The organism is Streptacidiphilus alkalitolerans, assembly GCF_042511045.1.
Taxonomy (GTDB): Bacteria; Actinomycetota; Actinomycetes; order Streptomycetales; family Streptomycetaceae; genus Streptacidiphilus; species Streptacidiphilus alkalitolerans.
The window spans coordinates 299,053-318,341 of record NZ_JBHEZX010000009.1; the positions used below are offsets into that span (position 1 = coordinate 299,053).

The 19,289-nt window shown below is 71.0% G+C and carries 16 protein-coding genes; 6 read left to right on the forward strand and 10 right to left on the reverse strand.

Annotated elements, in window-relative coordinates:
* Positions 1 to 10: 10 nt before the first annotated feature.
* Both ACEZDG_RS22290 and ACEZDG_RS22295 read right to left on the reverse strand, forming a co-directional pair.
* Positions 11 to 2,278: a hypothetical protein gene (locus ACEZDG_RS22290; RefSeq protein WP_380512326.1), complete on the reverse strand. Its 2,268-nt coding sequence runs from the start codon at positions 2,276 to 2,278 to the stop codon at positions 11 to 13.
* Between the two features lie 103 nt (positions 2,279 to 2,381).
* Complete coding sequence (locus ACEZDG_RS22295) at positions 2,382 to 3,029, reverse strand: TetR/AcrR family transcriptional regulator (RefSeq protein WP_380512369.1); 648 nt, start codon at positions 3,027 to 3,029, stop codon at positions 2,382 to 2,384.
* 159 nt (positions 3,030 to 3,188) lie between these two features.
* Here ACEZDG_RS22295 and ACEZDG_RS22300 point away from each other — a divergent pair, with 159 nt between their 5' ends.
* The gene (locus tag ACEZDG_RS22300) at positions 3,189 to 4,763 is read left to right on the forward strand and encodes an MFS transporter (protein WP_380512328.1); all 1,575 of its coding nucleotides are present in this window, start codon (positions 3,189 to 3,191) and stop codon (positions 4,761 to 4,763) included.
* A 22-nt stretch (positions 4,764 to 4,785) separates the two neighbouring features.
* Here the strand turns inward: ACEZDG_RS22300 and ACEZDG_RS22305 are convergent, their stop codons facing one another.
* The 4 genes from ACEZDG_RS22305 to ACEZDG_RS22320 form a co-directional block, all read right to left on the reverse strand.
* Complete coding sequence (locus ACEZDG_RS22305) at positions 4,786 to 5,748, reverse strand: hypothetical protein (RefSeq protein WP_380512330.1); 963 nt, start codon at positions 5,746 to 5,748, stop codon at positions 4,786 to 4,788.
* Between the two features lie 218 nt (positions 5,749 to 5,966).
* Complete coding sequence (locus ACEZDG_RS22310) at positions 5,967 to 6,629, reverse strand: NADPH-dependent F420 reductase (RefSeq protein WP_380512332.1); 663 nt, start codon at positions 6,627 to 6,629, stop codon at positions 5,967 to 5,969.
* A gap of 177 nt (positions 6,630 to 6,806) precedes the next feature.
* The gene (locus tag ACEZDG_RS22315; RefSeq protein ID WP_380512334.1) at positions 6,807 to 8,027 is read right to left on the reverse strand and encodes an RNA polymerase sigma factor; all 1,221 of its coding nucleotides are present in this window, start codon (positions 8,025 to 8,027) and stop codon (positions 6,807 to 6,809) included.
* A complete protein-coding gene (locus ACEZDG_RS22320; protein ID WP_380512336.1) occupies positions 8,027 to 8,431 on the reverse strand; it encodes a YciI family protein in 405 nt (134 codons plus the stop codon). Before ACEZDG_RS22320 ends, ACEZDG_RS22315 begins: the two co-directional genes overlap by 1 nt.
* Before the next feature lie 457 nt (positions 8,432 to 8,888).
* On the opposite strand from ACEZDG_RS22320, the gene ACEZDG_RS22325 reads away from it, so the two are divergent.
* Positions 8,889 to 9,194 (forward strand): hypothetical protein, encoded by a 306-nt coding sequence (locus ACEZDG_RS22325; protein WP_380512337.1) that lies wholly within the window; start codon positions 8,889 to 8,891, stop codon positions 9,192 to 9,194.
* A gap of 267 nt (positions 9,195 to 9,461) precedes the next feature.
* Here the strand turns inward: ACEZDG_RS22325 and ACEZDG_RS22330 are convergent, their stop codons facing one another.
* The 4 genes from ACEZDG_RS22330 to ACEZDG_RS22345 form a co-directional block, all read right to left on the reverse strand.
* A complete protein-coding gene (locus tag ACEZDG_RS22330) occupies positions 9,462 to 10,481 on the reverse strand; it encodes a C40 family peptidase (protein WP_380512339.1) in 1,020 nt (339 codons plus the stop codon).
* Positions 10,482 to 10,770: 289 nt separating this feature from the next.
* A complete protein-coding gene (locus ACEZDG_RS22335; protein ID WP_380512341.1) occupies positions 10,771 to 12,084 on the reverse strand; it encodes an NtaA/DmoA family FMN-dependent monooxygenase in 1,314 nt (437 codons plus the stop codon).
* On the reverse strand, positions 12,081 to 12,632 hold the full coding sequence (mug, locus tag ACEZDG_RS22340; protein WP_380512343.1) for a G/U mismatch-specific DNA glycosylase: 552 nt from the start codon (positions 12,630 to 12,632) through the stop codon (positions 12,081 to 12,083). Before mug ends, ACEZDG_RS22335 begins: the two co-directional genes overlap by 4 nt.
* Before the next feature lie 101 nt (positions 12,633 to 12,733).
* Positions 12,734 to 13,630 (reverse strand): helix-turn-helix transcriptional regulator, encoded by an 897-nt coding sequence (locus ACEZDG_RS22345; RefSeq protein WP_380512345.1) that lies wholly within the window; start codon positions 13,628 to 13,630, stop codon positions 12,734 to 12,736.
* Positions 13,631 to 13,858: 228 nt separating this feature from the next.
* On the opposite strand from ACEZDG_RS22345, the gene ACEZDG_RS22350 reads away from it, so the two are divergent.
* From ACEZDG_RS22350 to ACEZDG_RS22365, 4 genes are all read left to right on the forward strand, one after another.
* Positions 13,859 to 14,794, forward strand: a complete 936-nt coding sequence (locus ACEZDG_RS22350) for an alpha/beta hydrolase (protein ID WP_380512347.1) — start codon at positions 13,859 to 13,861, stop codon at positions 14,792 to 14,794.
* A gap of 17 nt (positions 14,795 to 14,811) precedes the next feature.
* Positions 14,812 to 15,693, forward strand: a complete 882-nt coding sequence (locus ACEZDG_RS22355; protein WP_380512349.1) for a fructosamine kinase family protein — start codon at positions 14,812 to 14,814, stop codon at positions 15,691 to 15,693.
* 124 nt (positions 15,694 to 15,817) lie between these two features.
* Entirely contained in the window at positions 15,818 to 16,606 is a 789-nt protein-coding gene (locus ACEZDG_RS22360) for an ABC transporter ATP-binding protein (RefSeq protein ID WP_380512351.1), read from the forward strand.
* Positions 16,603 to 19,170 carry an ABC transporter permease gene (locus ACEZDG_RS22365; RefSeq protein ID WP_380512353.1) on the forward strand — a complete coding sequence of 856 codons (2,568 nt, stop codon included), beginning with the start codon at positions 16,603 to 16,605 and terminating at the stop codon, positions 19,168 to 19,170. The genes ACEZDG_RS22360 and ACEZDG_RS22365 overlap by 4 nt, the downstream gene beginning before the upstream one ends.
* Positions 19,171 to 19,289: the final 119 nt, after the last annotated feature.

Consider the following 19,289-nt stretch of genomic DNA (forward strand, 5'->3'; position numbering starts at 1 on the left):
GGGTGTGCGTCTACATGAGTGCCTTTGCGGCTGAGAGCCATCGCGTCGGGTGGGTGAAGGCGGGGAGCCCGCTGACGTCGTCTTTTGCGGCCAGGGTCTGCAGCTGGGTCAGTAGGGCGGATTCGTTCAGCTCCAGCTGCTGGAGGAGATCGTGGCGCGAGTTGATGTCCGCATCAAGGAGGACCTTCAGCGCTCCGGGGGTGTCGAGGTCCGAGTGGATCCCGACGAGGTTGCAGAGTGCGGTGTAGTAATCGACGACGATCGGGTCTACGTGCAGGTAGCCCGCGAGCGCCAATCTGTCGTTACCGGTTTCTGTGTGTTGCCGGAGCGCCCCGAGGGTAGTCACGCCGAGTCGGGTCAGCTGTGACGAGTAGGTGGCGAAGGGGGAGAGGTCCAGGAGGGAGGTTTCGGGCGGTTCGGGGCCGAGGACTGCGTGGAGGTTCTCGGGGATGCCGGCTGCCCTCAGGAGGAGGTAGTCGGGGTCGGTCCGGATACGCTTGCGTTCTGTGTCGGTGGCCAGAGCGAGGGAGAACGCGTCGAACAGGTCCGTGCTCGCGCGGCCTGCACCTCCGAAAGCGTGAACTAGGCCGGCTGAGCAGCCGTAATCGTAGGCCAGGCCCGGCCGGGGGTATTCCTCGCGTTTTCCTTCCCAGTTCCAGGGGACTGGTGTGGTGCTGGCCAGGTTGGCCTCCAGGAAGGCGATGGCTGCTTTCAGGTTTGCGGCGGTCGGTGTCATGCGCTCGGCGTACCAGGTGACGTATCCGTTGACTTGTTCGTGTAGGAGTTGCTCGCAGTCCTCGGCGAACCTCTCTGTGTTGCGGCTCGCCTTGGTCAACGCCTGGGTGCCGGTGGGACTGAGTACCGGGGACGGCTTCCAGTCGTCGGCCAGTTCTTGCAGGCAGTAGTTCAGCCGTATTGCCACACTGCTGTACATGGCTCGCATGCGGATAACTTCCCAGCCTTTCTTGATCGTCCTTTCGTGTGTCTCTGGGGCCTCTTTGGCCAGGGCAGCCAGCTGGTCCATCCAGTCTGCGAAGCGCAGCCGGTCGTTGGAGGGGCCGCGGAACTGTTCGAGGAGGGCGTAGGCGTAGGCCAGGCGAGCCGTGCCGTAGTGGGGCTCGAGATCGACGGCTTCCCTGAGGAGCCGGAGCTCGAGGGATGCGTCGTCGCACAGGGCCCGCTCGTTGGCGATCATCTGCATCGCCACGCTGCGCCACTGCTCCGCACCACAGAGGCTGTCACTGAGATCAGTGTGGACACGGCTGAGGCAGACAAGGATGCAGGCAGCCGCGCCGGTCAGCAGTTGGGCATGGGCGCGGCCCTGTTCCGCCTCCAGCTGCGGTGACTTCAGATTTGCCGGGAGGGCAGGCAGGAGCAGGTTGCGGCGGCTGATGATGATGTTCTCGACGTTGTGGCTGTTTCTCGTCAGTGCGACAACCACGCGGTCGGGGTCGACGACGGTAATCCTGGCCCGCCAGGTGAGTCCGGGGCGGATGGCATACAACACACGGGCCGCAGCTGAGGCGATGGCTCCGACAGGGACAGCGCTAAAGTCAGCAGTGAGGAGCGCAGTGAGGTCGGTGGACCGGGAGATGCCCAAACCGTCTGCCTTGTGCGAGTCGGACTGTTGGATCCTGGCCAGGACGTAGTCCGATGCGGCCGCGTTGAGTTTGCCGTCGGCGCCGTGCGACTCGACCTGCAGGCGCAGGGCTTGGCCCAACGCCGTCGCGGTCGCTGTCACACCGAACAACACCAGTGAGACCTCGGTTACGAGCAGCCGCTCGCCCTGCCCCCAGAAGTAGAAGCAGCTCGCAAGTGCGGTCCACAAGCAGAGCAGGACAACGAGTGTGGGGATCGGCAGTTGGCGGTACTTGGAGGAGGTTGGGCCAAGCCTAGGTCGCGTGGCGAACGAAAGTAGTGCCAGCGCCGGGGTGAGCAGTGCGAATCCGTAGAGCCAGCTCAGCCAGGTGCCGTCGTTGAAGGGGTGGAACAGTGGGTAGAGCGGCAGGAAAACTGCTGCGGCGAGGATGGCGAGGACACCGGGGATTCCCCAGGCCCAACGGGCATTTGCGCCCCACGTCTCTGCGTCACGCAGGATCGTCCAGCGGGTGATCAGGCCGCTTACGGCCGTCAGCACGGCCAGCGAGATCGCGAAGGGTACGAGGAACTGCACGCCCAGTTTCAGCCGCCCGTCGTAGAAGGCGTCCCAACCGCTTGTCCCCGCATTGCTCATGTGGTCCAGCAGCAGATGCAGCATGTCGGGCACCTCGATGACCATCGGCCCCCACATCCCCAGAGTAGGTCGAGCGGGCGAACGATGCCCGTTGCGTCCCGTGACCCGCGAGGGTCGCCGGGGTCGGAATGCCGACTCCGACCCCGGCTCAGGCCTCGGCCTGGAGGCGTAGGCCGGTGAGGGTCAGTTCCAGGGCTGAGCGGAACTGGTCGACGTCGTCGTGGCCGTCGAACTCGTCGACGATGTTGTGCACGAAGGGGAACTTCTCGGGGTCGAGCTCGCGCCAGGTCTGGGCGTAGCGGCCGAGGAACTCGTCGCGGTCCACCGCGCCGTCGAGGACTTCCTGGGGCGGTTCCTGACCCAGGTCGACGGCGGAGCCGACGACGACGCCCACGATGGCGGACACGGCGTGGAACCGCTGGAGTGCGGTGAGGTCGAGCCGGAGGGTCTGCTGGCCGAGCCTCTCGTACAGCCGCAGGGAGTTGCCCTGGGTGCCGGTATTGCGCATGAAGTAGGCGCCCAGCCACGGCCGGTCGACGATCGCGTCGAACAGCTTCAGGGCCATCGCGCGAAGGTCGTCGATCGGGTCGTCGCTGCCCGGGAGTTCTTCGATGTCGGCCAGCATCATGCCGATCACATGGTCGGTGGCCCGGTCGAGCAGTTCGTCCTTGCTGGCGACGTACCAGTAGATGCTGGCGACGCCGCCGCCGAGGCGCTGCGCCAGGGCCCGGAAGGTGAGCGCCGGCGCGCCGGCCTCGTCGAGCAGCGCCACCGCCTCGGTGAGCACCGACTCCATCGAGTGCGACGCCCGTCGGCGTCCCTCGCTGGAGCGGTTCTGCGTGCGTGCCATGGCTCACATCCCCTCGCGTCTTGCACCGTACCGAACGTTGTTCTATCGTAGCGTATCGAACGCTGTTTGATAGTCGTACCTTGTTCGATCGATAGGAGGGCCGTCATGGCTACCGCCACGCTTCAAACCCCGTCACGCACCTATCCGTCCCTGCGGGCGGCGTGGATTCCCCTGGCCGCCCTCTGCCTGGCCTTCTTCGTGGAGATGGTCGACAACACCCTGCTGTCGATCGCGCTGCCGACGATCGGCCGCGACCTCGGCGGCGGCACCACCGCGCTGCAGTGGGTCACCGGGGCGTACTCGCTGACCTTCGGCGGCCTGCTGCTCACGGCCGGATCGATGGCGGACCGGCTCGGCCGCCGCCGGGTGCTGCTGGTCGGACTGGCCGTGTTCGGCGCGCTGAGCCTGTGCGTCGTCCTGGTCACCACCACGGGCGAGCTCATCGCGCTGCGGGCCGCGCTCGGCATCGCCGCCGCGGCGATGGCCCCGATCACCAACTCACTGGTCTTCCGCCTGTTCGACGACAAGGCCCTGCAGATGCGCGCCATGACGGTGATGATCGTCGTGGGCATGTCCGGGTTCGTCCTCGGGCCGCTGCTCGGTGGCACCGCGCTGGCCCATGTGAGCTGGCAGTGGCTGCTGGTCGTCAACGCGCCGATCGCCGTGCTCGCCTGCATCGGCGTCCGGCTCGGCGTCCCGGCCGACCGGCCGCAGGACCTGACCGAGGACGCGCTCGACCTGCCGGGCGCGGTCCTGAGCATCAGCACCATCGGGCTCGCCTGCTACTCGCTGACCAGCGGTGTCGAGCACGGCTGGCTCTCCGCGATCACCCTCGCGTCCATCGTCGGCGCCGTCGCGGCCGGGATCGGATTCGTGCGCCACGAGCGCCGCAGCGCCGCACCCATGCTGGACCTGCGCCTGTTCTCCAGCGGCACCGTGCGCGGCGCCGCCATCGCGCAGATCGGGACGTCCATCGCCATGGCGAGCGTGATGTTCGGGCTGATCCTGCACTTCCAGTACGCCTACGGCTGGAGCCCGGTGCGGGCCGGCCTGGCCAACCTGCCGATCATCATCACGATGATCGTTGCGACGCCCCTGTCGGAGTGGCTCGCGCGCCGGTTCGGCCACCGCATCGCCTGCCTGGTCGGCGCGGCCTGCCTGGCGGGCTCGCTGGCCGGCCTGTCCTGGGCGGTCGACCACGGGTACGCCGCCATCGCCGTCTGCATGGTGCTCATGACCGTGGGACTGCGCACCGTGATGACGATCTGCGCGGTCGCCCTCGTCGACGCGATGCCCAGCAACCGCACCTCCATCGGCGCGGCCCTCAACGACACCGCCCAGGAGGTCGGCTCCAGCGTCGGTACCGCCGTGGTCGGCACCCTGATCGCCGCGCTGGTCACCACCCAGCTCCCGGCCGGCACCTGGAGCAGCGCGCTCGTCGCGTCGTTCTTCCACGGCGAGCGGATCACCTACGCCCTGCTGGCGGTGGTGGTCGGACTGATCGCGGCGGGCGGCGCGCTGAGCCTCACGGACTCCCACTCCGTCGAGGAGCACCCGGCGGAGGAAGCCGTGGCGGAGGAGGCCCCGGCGGAGGAAGCCGAGTCGGAGGAGGCCGCGTCGAAGGAAGCCGTGGCGGAGCAGCCCGCTGCCGCGGAGGCGGCGGTCGAGGAACACGCCTGACAACCGGGTACATGACGAGGGGTCAGCATCCCCGGTCGTAGATCGTCCGCAGCCACGGTTCCGCGACGGCGGGCATCCGCGCGAGCGTGTACCGGAACGCCTCCATGGACGGCTGGACGGGGTACTGCGGGTGCGGCGGCAGCGGGTCGTCCCGCTCCACGCCTGCCGGCAGCCCGCCGACCATCGGCAGCCGGGTCCGGTGCGGCGGGAAGGCGAGGTCGGCCCAGAGCGCGGCATCCATGGGCACCAATACCGGCCCCGGCACCGTCCCGGTACGCGGCTGCCACAGGTCTCCGGTCTGCGGATGGACCGGCACCAGCGCCAGGTCGGCGGCCGGCTCGCCAAAACCGGGTCCGGCCAGGTCGAGCCGCAGCGCGGCTTCCCCGGCGGGCAGCAACGAGCCCAGCGCCCGGCCGAGCAGTTCCGCGACCGGCCCGGGCGCCGCCTCGACCGGTGCGCCCCCGGCGGCCACCACCACCTGGGCGAGGGCCGCACCCGCCGGGATGTCCCCGTAGTCGCTCAGTCGGTGCCGCAGCGCGCCGGTGGCGAGCAGTTCCGCCCACTCCATGACCGGGCGCTCCGGCGGGGCGGGCAGCCGCACCACCGCCTGCGGGACGAGCCGGACGACCTGCCAGCACCCGCAGTCGTCCATCCTCGTTCCGACCGGCAGATCGCAGCTCAGGCAGGCCAGGTTCGGCCCGTCCCTCCCGTCGATCCCCATGCAGTAGCCCCCGGTCCGCTCCATGATCAGCCCGGTGCCGCGCATGTCGCCGGGGGCGAGGAGGACGGTGCCCGACGGTCCGTCGGACAGCGCGCCGAACGGTGCGAATCGCCCCCGCTTCGCCGCCTCGCGCGCCCCGACCTCGTCCGGCTGCCGCCACGGCGGGCCGTACGGCTCGGGGTCAACGGCGTAGCAGCCGGCCTCCAGCAGCGGCGGGTGCAGGGTTTCCCAGTGGGTGCCGGCCAGGTGGATCGGGAGCGCCACCTCCGACACCGCCGCTGTCAGGACCGCACCGCAGCCCGCGCATCCGAACACCGCCAAGCTGTCCCCTCCCGCCGTCGAAACCCCTGCATCCCACCAAGCGGGCAGGCCCGGGAGCAAGGGGTTTTCGGACGACGCGGCACACCCTGCCGTCCCGGCCCGGGGGCGTGCTGGGGCGGGGTGCCTCGGGCCGGGACGGCGTGTGGTGAGTTGTCGGCGGGTCAGCCGCGGAACTCCGGGGGGCGGGTCGGGGAGGCTGCCGCGAGTGCGGCGACCACGGCGTCGGTGCCCGCGGCGAGTCCGTAGACGGGGGTGCCGGGCTGCTGGCGCCAGGACTCGTCGAGGCCGCCCGCGTCGACGGTGTCGAAGCCGAGCTCGTCCAGCAGGGACCGTACGGCCTTCTTCGCGGCCTCGTCGTCGCCGGCGATCGGCAGCGCGACCCGGTCGGCGGCGCCCGCCGGGCGTGGCTTGTCCAGGATGTCCTGCGCGTAGGTGCCGTTGAAGACCTTGACCACGGGGTGGCCGAGCTGGCGCTCGGTCCAGCGGCTCTCGGTGAGGCCCTCGTCCTCGATCGCGGCGATCCGCCCGTCGCGCTGCTGCGGGTAGTAGTTGAGGGTCTCGATCAGGGTGAAGCCGTCGGCGGCACCGTCGAGCACTCCGGCGGGCAGGTCGGGGGCCTTCTTCAGCGGGATGGTGACGACGACGATCTCCGCGCCGCGGGCCGCCTCCGAGACGGGGACGGCGGTGGCGCCGGTCTCCTCGACCAGGGCATGCAGCGTCTCAGGGCCACGGGAGTTGGCCACGGACACGTCGTGCCCGAGCGCGGTCAGGCGACGGGTGAGGTTTCCGCCGATGTGCCCCGCGCCGATGATGCCGATCTTCATGAGCTCCCCAAGGTGTGTGGGTACGTACGCGATCCGGTGCCGCACCGGTCACAACCCCGTGACACACCGGCATGTTCCGGCTGGAGGGCACTCGTTCGGGGGAATTCGGGGGAATTTGCGGCGCCGACGGATCGTTTGGGCGATCCTGCCCGGGAGGCCGACGGAGAGGGAGAGGGGTCAGCCCAGCAGGGCCGCCTTGCGCAGCAGCACCGAGCGTTCGCGCTGGTTGGCGCAGAGTCGGGCTGCCAGTTCCAGTTCGGCGCGGGCCTGCGGCCTTCGGCCGAGGCGGGCGAGCAGTTCTCCGCGTACGGCGGGGACCAGGTGCGATCCGGGGAGCAGGTCCGAGGCGACCAGTTCGTCCACGATGGCCAGCGCCTGCGCGGGGCCCGAGGCCATGGCCACCGCGACGGCCCGGTTGAGCTCGACCACCGGTGAGGGCGCGACCCGGCCGAGCGCTTCGTAGAGCAGCACGATCCGGTCCCAGTCGGTGGCCTCGACGGAGGGCGCCGCGGCGTGGACGGCGGCGATCGCGGCCTGCAGGCCGTAGGGGCCGAGCCCCCGGGCCGATGCCTTGGTCAGCGCGGCCAGTCCGCGGCGGATCGCGGAGTAGTCCCACTGCTGCCGGTCCTGGTCCTCCAGCAGGACCGGGGATCCGTCCGGGCCGGTGCGGGCCGGGAAGCGCGCGGCGGTCAGTTCGAACAGCGCCAGCAGGCCGTGCACCTCCGGCTCGTCCGGCTGCAGCGCGGCCAGGGTGCGGGCCAGCCGGATCGCCTCGTAGGCGACGTCGGGGCGCAGCAGCCGGTCGCCGGAGGTGGCCGTCGACCCTTCGGTGAAGATCACATAGAGGACGCTGAGCACGCCGCCCAGCCGCTCCCGGCGCTGGTCGGACGGCGGCAGCTCGAACGGGACGGCCGCTGCCGCGATGGTCTTCTTGCCCCGGGTGATCCGGGCCTGGACGGTCGGCACGGGCAGGAGGAACGCGCGGGCGATCTCCTTGCTGGACAGGCCGCCGACCACGCGCAGGGTCAGTGCCACCTGGGTCTCGCGGGAGAGCACCGGGTGGCAGCTGACGAACATGAGCGCCAGGATGTCGTCGTCGATCCGGTCGGGGTCGGGGTCGATCTCCTCGTCGGTCGGCGGGTCGGCCGCCAGCAGGGCGTAGCGGTCCCGCAGGGCGGCCCGGCGGCGGATCGCGTCGATCGCCCGCCGCCGGGCCGTGGCCATCAGCCACCCGGCCGGACTGGCCGGAGCGGCCAGCGGCCACGACACCAGCGCCTCGGCCACCGCCTCCTGGGCGGCGTCCTCGGCCAGCGCGAAATCGCCGGTGAGCCGGGTCAGCGCGGCGACGATCCGCGCCGACTCGATCCGCCAGACGGCCTCGACGTCGGCTGCGTCCATCAGTTGCCGTTGCCGTTGCCGTTGCCGTTGCCGCTCTCGCCGACCTGCGGGACCTCGTCGTCCCCGGGGACCCGGCGGACCTCGATCTTGGACCCCGGGACCGCGGGCACGCGCTTGGCCCACTCGACCGCCTCCTGCTTCGAGGCGACATCGAGCAGGAAGAAGCCGCCGAACAGTTCCTTGGTCTCTCCGTACGGCCCGTCCGTGACCACCGGGGCCTCGCCGCTGAAGTCGACCACGACGCCCTTGGCCGGGTCGTCCAGGCCCTCGGCCGCGAGGAAGACGCCGGCCTTGACCGTCTCCTCGATGAACCTGCGGGTCGTGGCCATCAACTCGTCGATGGAGGCCATCATGGCCGCGTTGGTCTCGTCGGTGCCCCGCATGATCAGCATGTACTTCGGCATCGTGTGCTCCTCGTCCGGCGGGGCCGCCTCTCGGCCCGCGCACCCATAGGTCGAACGAGCGGCCGGCGGATCGACACGGGCCCTGAGATATTTTCCGCCGCGACGCGGCCGGAGCCGCCGGTCGGCGTGCCGCCATCGGCCCGGTCCCTGAGCGTCGCGGGAAGTCTATCGTCGCGGCTGCGGGACTTCCGGGAACCGCGCTCCCGGCGGGATACGCGCCGGAAATCGGTTTGGCGGCACTCTCGGCCGCTGTCACGATGGCGCTTGTGCTGAACACGGGGAGGCCGGGCTGTCTGATCGTGACGGGGATGCCCGGGGCGGGGAAGTCGACAGTGACCAGGCTGCTCGCGGACCGACTGGCGAGGTCTGCGCGGATCGACGGCTATTTCATCGGCACGCTCGTTGTCGGCGGTTACGTCTGGCCGCTGGGGAACCCGCCGATGAGGCTGCCCGGCAGGTGGGGCTGTGTCACCGCAATCTGTGCACGCTGGCGGACAACTTCTGCGAGGCGGGCTTCACGCCTGTGATCGGCACGGTGCTGGCAGAGCGCGCCCACATGGACCTCTACGTCTCACTTCTCCCTGCCCGGCAGGTCCGACTCGTCGTGCTCGCACCGGGGGCCGAGGTGTGCAGGTACCGGAACGCGTGCCGTGATCCGCGGGAACGGTTCGACTTCGACGGGTACGAGGCACTGGACGCCGGGATGCGGCGGGAACTCGGTTCCGTCGGCTGGTGGTTGGACACCGCGGCGCTGACGGCCTAGCAGACGGTGGAGTGCATTCTCTCCGACACGTCCGGTCGCGCCGATGTCAACTGATGCCGGGTGGTGCCCCGCAGGTGGATGCGGGGCACCGAAGTGCTGCGGGCGGTGCCCCGCATCCACGCGACCCGGGGCACCGGTGCGCGCCTCGGGGGGAGTGGCGCACACACCCTTCGCTTGCCCATGCACAGGACAATCCATGCACGGCGGTGGGCGGGGCTCCGCCCCTGCTCGTCCGGCCCGGGGTCTGAGCCGTCTGCTGACGAGTGGTCAGTAGCGGTAGTAGCCCAGCAGATGCCCTCCGGCGGCGATCGTATTGGTCTGGACGTCGGTGCCGGTGTCGTAGGCGTTGATCATCTGACCGTTGCCGATGTAGACGCCGACGTGCTCGGTGTGGGTGGTGTCCGTGCCGAAGAAGGCGAGGTCGCCGGGGGAGGGGGTGGCCACCGCCGACATCTCACTGAGCTGCCGGTCGGTGTTGCCCGAGCCCAGGACGTCCTGGCCGTAGGCGAGGTCGTAGACCCAGCGGGCGAAGCCGGAGCAGTCCAGGCCGACGGCCGCGGGGTTGGTGCAGCTGAGGGACTGGGGGTCGCCCACGCAGGTGCCGGTCGAGGGTCCGGGGGTGCCCCTGTGGCCGCCGCCCCACACGTACTGGATCCGGCCGCCGCCCCAGCCGGGTTCGGCGTCCCCGGCCTCGATCTGCTGGGCGTAGCTGACGATCTTGGCCAGCACGGTGCCGTTGGGCGGCGGCGGGGGAGTGCTGGCTCCGTTCAGTGCCGCCTTGGTGCTGGGGCCGACGATGCCGTCGGCGGTCAGCCCGTGGGCGCTCTGGTAGTTCTTGACGGCGGTGAACGTTGCTGGCCCGAAGTCGCCGTCCACGGTCAGTCCGGCGCCGTGGGTGTCCAGGAGTTGCTGCAGTTCGGTGACGCAGCCGTCGGTCTCGCCCTGGCTGATGTCGGTGGGGCACTTGGCCGAGGTCAGCGCGATCGGGGTGGGGACCGTGGTGGTGGCCTGGTCGAGCGAGGCCTTGGTGTTGGGGCCGACGATGCCGTCGACGGCCAGTCCGTGGGCGCTCTGGTAGTTCTTGACGGCGGTGAACGTTGCTGGCCCGAAGTCGCCGTCCACGGTCAGCCCGGCGCCGTGGGTGTCCAGGAGCTGCTGCAAGGTGGTGACGCAGCCGTCGATCTCGCCCTGCGCGATGTCGGTGGGACACTGCGCCGACGTCAGGGCGATCGGGGCGGGCGCGGCGGCCTGCGCCGTGGTGACGCCGGCCAGGGTGATGGTGCACATCGCGGTGAGCGTGCCCAGCAGGCGCAGCACGACCCGTGGGCGGGGACGGGTGCGACGGTGTGAGGGAGCGTCAAATGCTATCCGGTGCATGACAATCGACAGGACGGGCATGGCCGCCTTTCCTTGTGCGTCAAGCTCTGTGTGTGAGCGAAGCATGACAGCACCGGCCGGACGCTGTCCAAGGGTGTCGAGTCCTGTCCCGGAGTCGTCCTGTCCCGGAGTGGTCCTGCCCCGCCGGACGGTCGGTGCCCGGGCATTGGAACCCGGGTGCCGACCGTCTGTCGACCGCTCAGTCCACGGTGGGTTTGTCGAGGTTGAGGTGGTCGCGCAGAGTACTGCCGGTGTACTCGGTGCGGTAGCGGCCCTGGCGCTGCAGCAGTGGGACGACATGGTCGACGAACGCCGTCAGCTCGTAGGGCAGCGTGGAGCCCATGATGGTGAACCCGTCGGCGGCGCCCGCGTCCTGCCACTCGGCGATGAACGCGGCGAGCTGTTCCGGTGTGCCGGTGAAGTGGACCTGCCCGGCACCGCCGGTGACGAGTTGGGCGACCTCGCGCAGGGGCGCGTCCGGCTGGGCCCGTGACGCCGCGTACAACTGCTCCGCCCGGCTGGACGGCGCCGTCTGCCCGGCCCAGGTGTCGGGGGGCAGCGGAGCGTCGGGGTCGAAGGCGTCGGGGTCCAACCCCGCGGTGTAGAGGGCGTTCTGCCACCGGAAGTCGGGGCTGGCCAGTTCTTCGAGGTGCCGCGCCCGTTCGCGGGCTTCGGCCTCGGTGCCGCCCAGGGTGACCATCAGTGCGGGCAGCACGGCCACCTGCCGCGGGTTGCGGCCGACGGCGGTCACCTGGGCGTGGAGCTTGCTGCGGAAGGCGGCTGCGGCCTGCACGCTGGACGGTCCGCTGAAGACCATCTCGGCGTAGCGGGCCGCCAGGGCGATGCCGGCCGGCGACTGTCCTGCCTGGACCAGGACGGGGCGGCCCTGCGGGGAGCGGGGGAAGGGCTGGATGCCCTCGACGTCGTAGTACTTGCCGTGGAAGCCGGGCGTGTGCAGCTTGCCGCGGTCGGCCCAGACGCCGCGCTCCCGGTCGCCGACGAGCGCGTCGTCGCCCCAGCTGTCCCAGACCCGGATCGCCGCGTCGACGAACTCCCCGGCGCGGGCGTAGCGGTCGGCGTGGTCGGGGTGCGCCGGTTCGCCGAAGGCCGCGGCGGCCAGCGGGGTGACGGTGGTGACGATGTTCCAGCCGGCCCGCCCGGCGCTGAGGTGGTCGAGGGTGGCGAAGCGCCGGGCGAGTTCCCAGGGCTTGCTGTAGGTGGTGGAGCCGGTGCCGACCAGTCCGATGCGGGTGGTGACGGCGGCCAGGGCGGACAGGACGGAGATGGGGTCGAACTGGGTCTGCGGCAGGTGGGTGGTGCGGTACTCGGCGATGGCGAGGTTGTCGGCGAGGAAGACCGCGTCCATCAGTCCGCGCTCGGCGGTCCGGGCGATGCCGGCGTAGTAGGGCAGTCCCAGAACGTCGCGTATGTCGTCGTCGACGACGCGCCAGGCGGACTCGTGGTAGCCGGCCGGCCAGATGAAGGCGTTGAAGTGCAGGGAGGGCGCGATCATGGTTCCCGTCTCCTCTGTGAGAGCTGGTGTCGGTCGGGCAGTGCGGCGGCGATGCGTAGGCGGGTGAACTCCGCGGCGAGGGCGGTGGGCGGGAAGTGGGCGTTGCGCCCGCTCGGGTTGGGGAGTACCCACACCCGGGTCGTTCCGATCATGGCAGTCTGGAGTCCGACCCGGGCCTGCGGGGCGTCGAAGGCGGGGCGGTAGCCGCTCACCCCCAGGAAGGCCGCCCAGCGCGGCCGGAGATCGTGCAGGCGCTGCGTCAGATCGGCTCCGCCGGAACGCAGTTCGAGCGTGCTGAGCTGGTCGGCGCGAGCGGTGGGACGGCGCACGATGCTGGTGATGCCCAGGCCCAGCCGCAGCAGGTCGCGTTCCTGGTGCGGACGCAGGACGGTCGGGGTGAACCCGGCGGCGTGCAGGGCCGGCCAGAACCTGTTCCCGGGCGTGGCGAAGCTGTGTCCTGCGGCCACCGAGACCGGCGGGGGGTTGATGCCGATGAAGACGACGTCCAGCGCTTCGGCGACCACATCCGCCAGACCGTCAGCACGCATGGGGCCTCGTCACGGTCAGGGGCCGGCTGGGCAGGGGCATGGTCCCGATCCTAGTTCCGGTCGCCCGGCACGGCTGTGACCGGGCCGGGCGGGACATCGGGCTAGCCGTCCAGGTCCGCGGTGTGGCCGCTGGGGCGGCTGTTCGGGCGGCCGGTGGGGTGGGCCGACCACTGGAGCAGGAAGCGCAGGGCTTCCTGGGAGGGGGAGCCCGGCGGGGTCGTGTAGGCGACCAGCTGCTGGTCGGGCTGGGTGTCGACGGAGAACTGCTGGACGTCGAGGGTCAGCGCGCCGACGACCGGGTGGCGGTAGGTCTTGGAGAGCTGCCTGGGTCCGCGGACCTGGTGGTTCGCCCACCAGGTGCGGAAGTCCGGGTCGCGGACCGTGAGTTCGCCGACCAGGGCGGTCAGGGCCCGGTCGTCGGGGTTGCGTCCGGCCTCCATCCGCAGGACCGCGACGCACTCGCGGGCGGCGCGCGGCCAGTCGGCGTACAGGGCCCGGTAGGACTCGTCGAGGAAGGTCAGCCGGATCAGGTTGCGCTGGGCTGCGGGCAGTGCGGCGAAGTCGGTCAGCAGGGCCGCCGCTCCTCGGTTCCAGGCCAGTACGTCCATGCGGCGGTTCAGGACCATGGCGGGGTTGTCGTGCATGCCGTCGAGGAGTTGCTGCAGCTGCGGGTCGACCCTCGGCCCGGCGGTGGGTCGGGCGGGGACGGCCCGGGTGACGTCGGCCACGGTGAACAGGTAGGCGCGTTCGTCCGGAGCGAGTCGCAGGGCGTCGGCGAGGGCGTCCAGGACGGGGCGGGACACCCGGCGGGTCCGGCCCTGCTCCAGTCTCACCACGTAGTCGATGCTCACGTGTGCGAGCTGGGCCAGCTCCTCCCGGCGCAGCCCCGGTACCCGGCGCAGCCGGCCGTCGTCGGGCAGGCCGACCCGGTGCGGGTCGAGGGCGGCGCGGCGGCTGCGCAGGAACTCGCCCAGTTCATTGCGCTCTTTGCGGCTCATTGCGCTCCTTGCGGCCTGGCGGGGTGCCGGGGTGCCGGGGTGGTCCATGGTTCCCAGTGTCCGTGAGTTCGGAGCGGCGTGCCTGGTACTGGTCTGCACAGGCAGGGCCCTCCCTGGCACCCCGTACCGGGCGGCGCGACGGTGAGGGGGTGGCCGCCGGACTCGACGCGGTCACCGGATCCCGCCCCCCCGGGCGGGCCCGCCCCCGTACGACCGGAGAGCAGCAGCATGAAAACGGACGTCACCTTTCCCAGCGCCGGCCTGAGGCTCGCCGGCCACCTCTACACCCCCGAGTACAGCCCTGACCGTGAAGCCGGCGGCTCCCACCCCGCCGTCGTGGTGGGGCATCCCGGCAGCGGGGTCAAGGAACAGACCGCCGGCCTGTATGCGCGGCGCCTGGCCGAGCGGGGCTTCGTCGCCCTCGCGTTCGACGCCGCGTACCAGGGCGAGAGCGAGGGCACCCCGCGCGGTCTGGAGGACCCGGCCCACCGGGTGGAGGACGTCAAGGCCGCGGTCTCGTTCCTCAGCACCCGCGCGGAGGTCGACCCCGACCGCATCGGCGCGCTGGGCATCTGCGCCTCCGGCGGGTACGTCCTGCCCGCCGCCGCCACCGACCACCGGATCAGGGCCGTCGGCACGGTCAGCGCGGTCGACATCTCCCGCCAGTTCCGCCTGGGCGCCGACGGCGCGCAGGACCCGGCCGTCCTCCAGGGCCTGCTCGACGCCGCCGCTGCCGCGCGCACCGCCGCGGCCCGCGGCGAGGGCGAGCAGAGCTTCCAGCTCTTCCCCGACACCGCCGAGCAGGCCCGCGCCATGGGCGGCCGGCACGGCTTCGAGGGCTTCGAGTACTACCGCACCGACCGCGCCCGGCACCCGCGCTCGGCCGCGTTCCTCCCCTGGTCCAGCGTCGACCGCCTGGTCTCCTTCGACGCCTTCCGCTTCGTTGACCTGATCGCGCCCCGCCCGCTGCTGATGATCGCCGGAAGCGAAGCGGTCACCTCGTGGATGGCCGTGGAGGCGTTCCAGAACGCCCGCAGCCCCAAGGAACTGCACTGGATCGACGGGGCCAGCCACGTCGACCTCTACGACAGGGAGCAGTTCGTGGGCCTGGCGGTCTCGAAGCTCGCCGAGTTCTTCGGGGCCCACCTGGCCAGGAGTGCTTAATATGCTAAGAAGTGTTCGTGTCGAATGAAGAGATACTCGCGGATCGCCTCCGCGCAGCGGGATATGCCGTGAAGGAGATTGAGCAGGCTGTCGGTGGAGCGGTCGCCATCGCGGGCCTGGTCACCCTCGAGGACGGCACCGAATTGTTCGCCAAAACGCTGACCGGGCCGGATCGGGATATTTTCCTGGTTGAATCCACTGGTTTGTCCGAACTCCGCGGGGTCGGCGGCGCGAATACACCGGACATTCTGTGCGCCTCGCCGCGTCTGCTCGTACTCGAGAAGATGCAGCCGCCCCGGGCGGACGACGTGGAGTTCTGGGAGGAGCTCGCGCAGATGGTGGCCGCCCTGCACATGTCCACGGTCTCGGACCGGTTCGGCTGGCACCGTGACGGGTGGCTGGGCCGGTTGCGCCAGGACAACTCCTGGGAGGAGGACGGCCACACCTTCTTCGGGGAGCGGCGGATCCTACGCTGGCTGTCGGAACCCCTGGTGGAGGCCGTGCTCGACCGCGATGACCGGCGGGCCCTGGAACGGCTGTGCGCGGCCCTGCCGGAGCTGGTTCCGACTCAGCCCCCGTGCCTGACCCACGGCGATCTGTGGCAGCAGAACATCGTCGCCACCGGCGGGGGAGCCCCGGTGCTCATCGATCCCGCCGTGTCCTACGGCTGGCCCGAGGCCGACCTCAGCATGCTGTGGTGCGCACCGCGCGCGCCCGCGTCCGAGCGCTTCTTCGCCGTGTACCGGGAGATCACTTCGCTCCCGGACGGCTGGGAGGAGCGGATGCCGGTCCTGCACCTCAGGGAGCACCTCAGCGCGATCGCCCACGGCGACGACAACTGGGGTGCGGTCGACGTGGTGCGATCGGTCATCGCGCCGTTCCGGCGGAGCGGGGGCTGAACCGGGGGTGGGGATAGCCCCACCCCTGATGCGGTGACGTGCCCCATGGTGGGGGCGGAGTGCGTTCCAGCAGGGTGGAGACACAGGAAAGCACGGCCCGTGTCGAGCACTCAGGAGACCTCCAGTGACCACGTCCGTATCGAGTCCCGCTGCCCAGGGCAGCGGCACGCGCTCGTCGTTCGCCGCCCGGGCGCGGGGGCTCACCAAGGCGTACGGCAACGGCGAGACCCGGGTGGTCGCGCTCGACGCGGTGGACGTCGACATCCCGCGCGGGCAGTTCACCGCGATCATGGGTCCATCGGGTTCCGGCAAGTCCACGCTGATGCACTGCCTGGCCGGTCTCGACACCGCCTCCAGCGGCGCGATCTGGGTGGGCGACACCGAGATCACCAAGCTCAGGGACAAGCGGCTGACCCGGCTGCGCCGGGACAGCATCGGCTTCATCTTCCAGTCGTTCAACCTGCTTCCGACGCTGACCGCGTTGGAGAACATCACCCTGCCGATGGACATCGCCGGCCGTACCCCGGACCGCGCCTGGCTTGACCGCGTGGTGGAGACGGTGGGGCTGGCCGGACGGCTCAAGCACCGCCCGGCGCAGCTGTCCGGCGGCCAGCAGCAGCGGGTCGCCGTGGCCCGCGCCCTCGCCGCCCGGCCCGAGATCATCTTCGGGGACGAGCCGACCGGGAACCTGGACTCCCGGGCCGGCGCCGAGATCCTCGGCTTCCTGCGCCACTCGGTCGACGCCCTGGGCCAGACCATCGTCATGGTGACCCACGACCCGGTGGCCGCCTCCTACGCGGACCGGGTGCTCTACCTCGCGGACGGCCGGATCGTCGACGAGATGCGCACCCCGACGGCCGACGCGGTGCTGGAGCGGATGAAGTCCTTCGACTCCCGGGGCAGGACGTCATGACCGTGCTGCGTGCCTCCCTGCGCAACTTCCTGGCGCACAAGGGCCGGATGGCCCTGTCCGCCGTCGCCGTGCTGCTGTCGGTGGCGTTCGTGTGCGGGACGCTGGTCTTCACCGACACCATGAACGCTACCTTCGACAAGCTCTTCGCCACCACCTCCTCCGACGTCACCGTCAGCCCGCCGAAGGTCGACAACGCCCAGCAGACCGGGACCCCGGACACCCTTCCCGCCTCGCTGCAGGCACAGTTGGCGAAGGTCCCCGGCGTGGCCCGGGTGGTGCCCGAGGTCAGCAGCCAGCAGGCCACCGTCGCCGACAGCCGCAACCAGGACATCGGCTCCAGCACCGGCGCGCCGACCATCGTCGGCAACTGGAACCCGACCCAGACCAGGGCCGTCGACATCACCTCGGGGCACGCCCCGACCGCGCCCACGCAGGCCGTGCTCGACGCCGACACCGCCGCCAAGCACCACCTGGGCATCGGCGACACCCTCCGGATCATCGCCGGACCCGGCGACACCAGGGTGACCGTCAGCGGTATCGCCACCTTCAGGACCACCAACCCGGGCGCGGCCGTCGTCTACCTCGACACCCCCACCGCCCAGCAGGTGCTCCTCGGCTCCCGTACCGCCTACACCGACTACGCGCTGGACGCCGCGCCCGGCGTCAGCGACGACCAGCTCAAGGCGCGGGTCGACACCGCCCTGGGCGGCCACTCCTACCAGGTGCAGACCGCGGCCGAACTGACGGCCCAGAACCAGCAGGACATCGGCTCCTTCCTCAACCCGATGAAGTACGTGCTGCTCGGCTTCGCCGGGATCGCCGTGCTGGTCGGCATCTTCCTGATCGTCAACACCTTCTCCATGCTGGTCGCCCAGCGCACCCGCGAGATCGGACTGATGCGGGCCATCGGCGCGAGCCGACGGCAGGTCAACCGCTCGGTGCTGGTCGAGGCGGTGCTGCTCGGGGTCGTCGGCTCGGTGGCCGGCATCGGCGCGGGCATCGGCCTGGCCGTGGGCCTGATCAAGGTCATGGGCGCGCTGGGCATGCACCTGAACACCGCCGATCTGACGATCAAGGCGGCCACCCCGCTGATCGGCCTGACCGTCGGGGTCGTGGTCACCGTGGTGTCCGCGATGCTGCCCGCCCGCCGGGCCGGCGCGATCTCCCCGATGGCCGCGATGCGCGACGCCGGCACCCCCGCCGACGCCCGCGCCGGACGGATCCGGGCCGCGCTCGGCGTGCTGCTCACCGCGGCGGGCGGGACCGCCCTCGCGCTGGCCGCAGGGTCCACCAGCACCTCCAAGGGGTCCGGGCTGCTGGCGATCGGCGTGCTGCTGACCCTGGTCGGGTTCGTGGTCGTCGGCCCGCTGCTGGCCGGGCTCGTGGTCCGGGTCCTCGGCGCGGTCACCCTGCGGATGTTCGGCCCGGTGGGCCGGCTGGCCGAGCGCAACGCGCTGCGCAATCCGCGCCGGACCGGGGCCACCGCCGCCGCGCTGATGGTCGGCCTGGCGCTGGTCGCGAGCCTGTCGGTGGTCGGCAACTCCATGGTCGCCTCGGCCACCTCGCAGATGGACAAGTCCGTCGGCGCCGACTTCATCATCCAGTCCGGCAACGGCAACCCGATCAGCCCCGCCGCCGCCAAGGCCGTCCACTCGGCCGGACACCTGTCCCATGTCACCGACCGCACGGACGTCGCCGCGACAGTCATCGCCCCGGACGGCAGCAGGGACAGGACGGAGATCGCTGCCGCCACCCCGTCCTACACCGACGACCTCCAGGCCAAGACCGTGCAGGGACGCCTGATCGACGCCTACGCGCCGGGCGCCATGTCGGTGCCCGAGGGCTGGGCCAAGAGCCACCGGGTCACCCTCGGCGACCGGCTCAGCGTCGCCTTCACCAGCGGCAGCACGGCGAAGCTCACGGTCAGGGCGATCACCTCGGACGACACGGTCTTCGACAAGGGCGCGATGTACATGAACATCGCCGACGCGAAGACCTACCTCCCGGCCGCGAAGTTCCCGTTGAACGACATGATGTTCGCCTCGGCGGTACCGGGTCAGCAGGCCCAGGCCGCGGCGGCGCTCAAGGCGGCCACCGCCGACTACCCGCAGATCAAGGTCCGCGACCAGGCCGACTACAAGGACATGATCAAGCAGCAGCTCGACCAGCTGCTCAACATGATCTACGCCCTGCTCGCGCTCGCCATCGTCGTCGCCGTCCTCGGCGTGGTGAACACCCTCGCCCTGTCGGTCGTCGAACGCACCCGTGAGATCGGGCTGATGCGCGCCATCGGCCTCTCCCGGCGCCAGTTGCGCCGGATGGTCCGGCTGGAGTCGGTGGTCATCGCCCTGTTCGGCGCGGTCCTGGGGGTGGCCCTGGGCATGGGCTGGGGCATCGCGGCACAGAAGCTGCTGGCCCTCGCGGGGCTGGGTGTGCTCAGCATCCCGTGGACCACCATCGGCATCGTCTTCCTCGGCTCCGCGGTGGTGGGCCTGCTGGCCGCCCTCTTCCCGGCCTTCCGCGCCGGACGGATGAACGTCCTGAAGGCCATCGCGACGGACTAGGGGGTGTCTGACGGGTCTCCGCGGGTGAAGGAGCGGTGTCCGGTGCGTGCGGTCGCAAGGCGCCGGAGCGTCCTTGTAGCGGAGCTACCAGGGCGGTTCGGCAACGCGGCGAGCGTGCG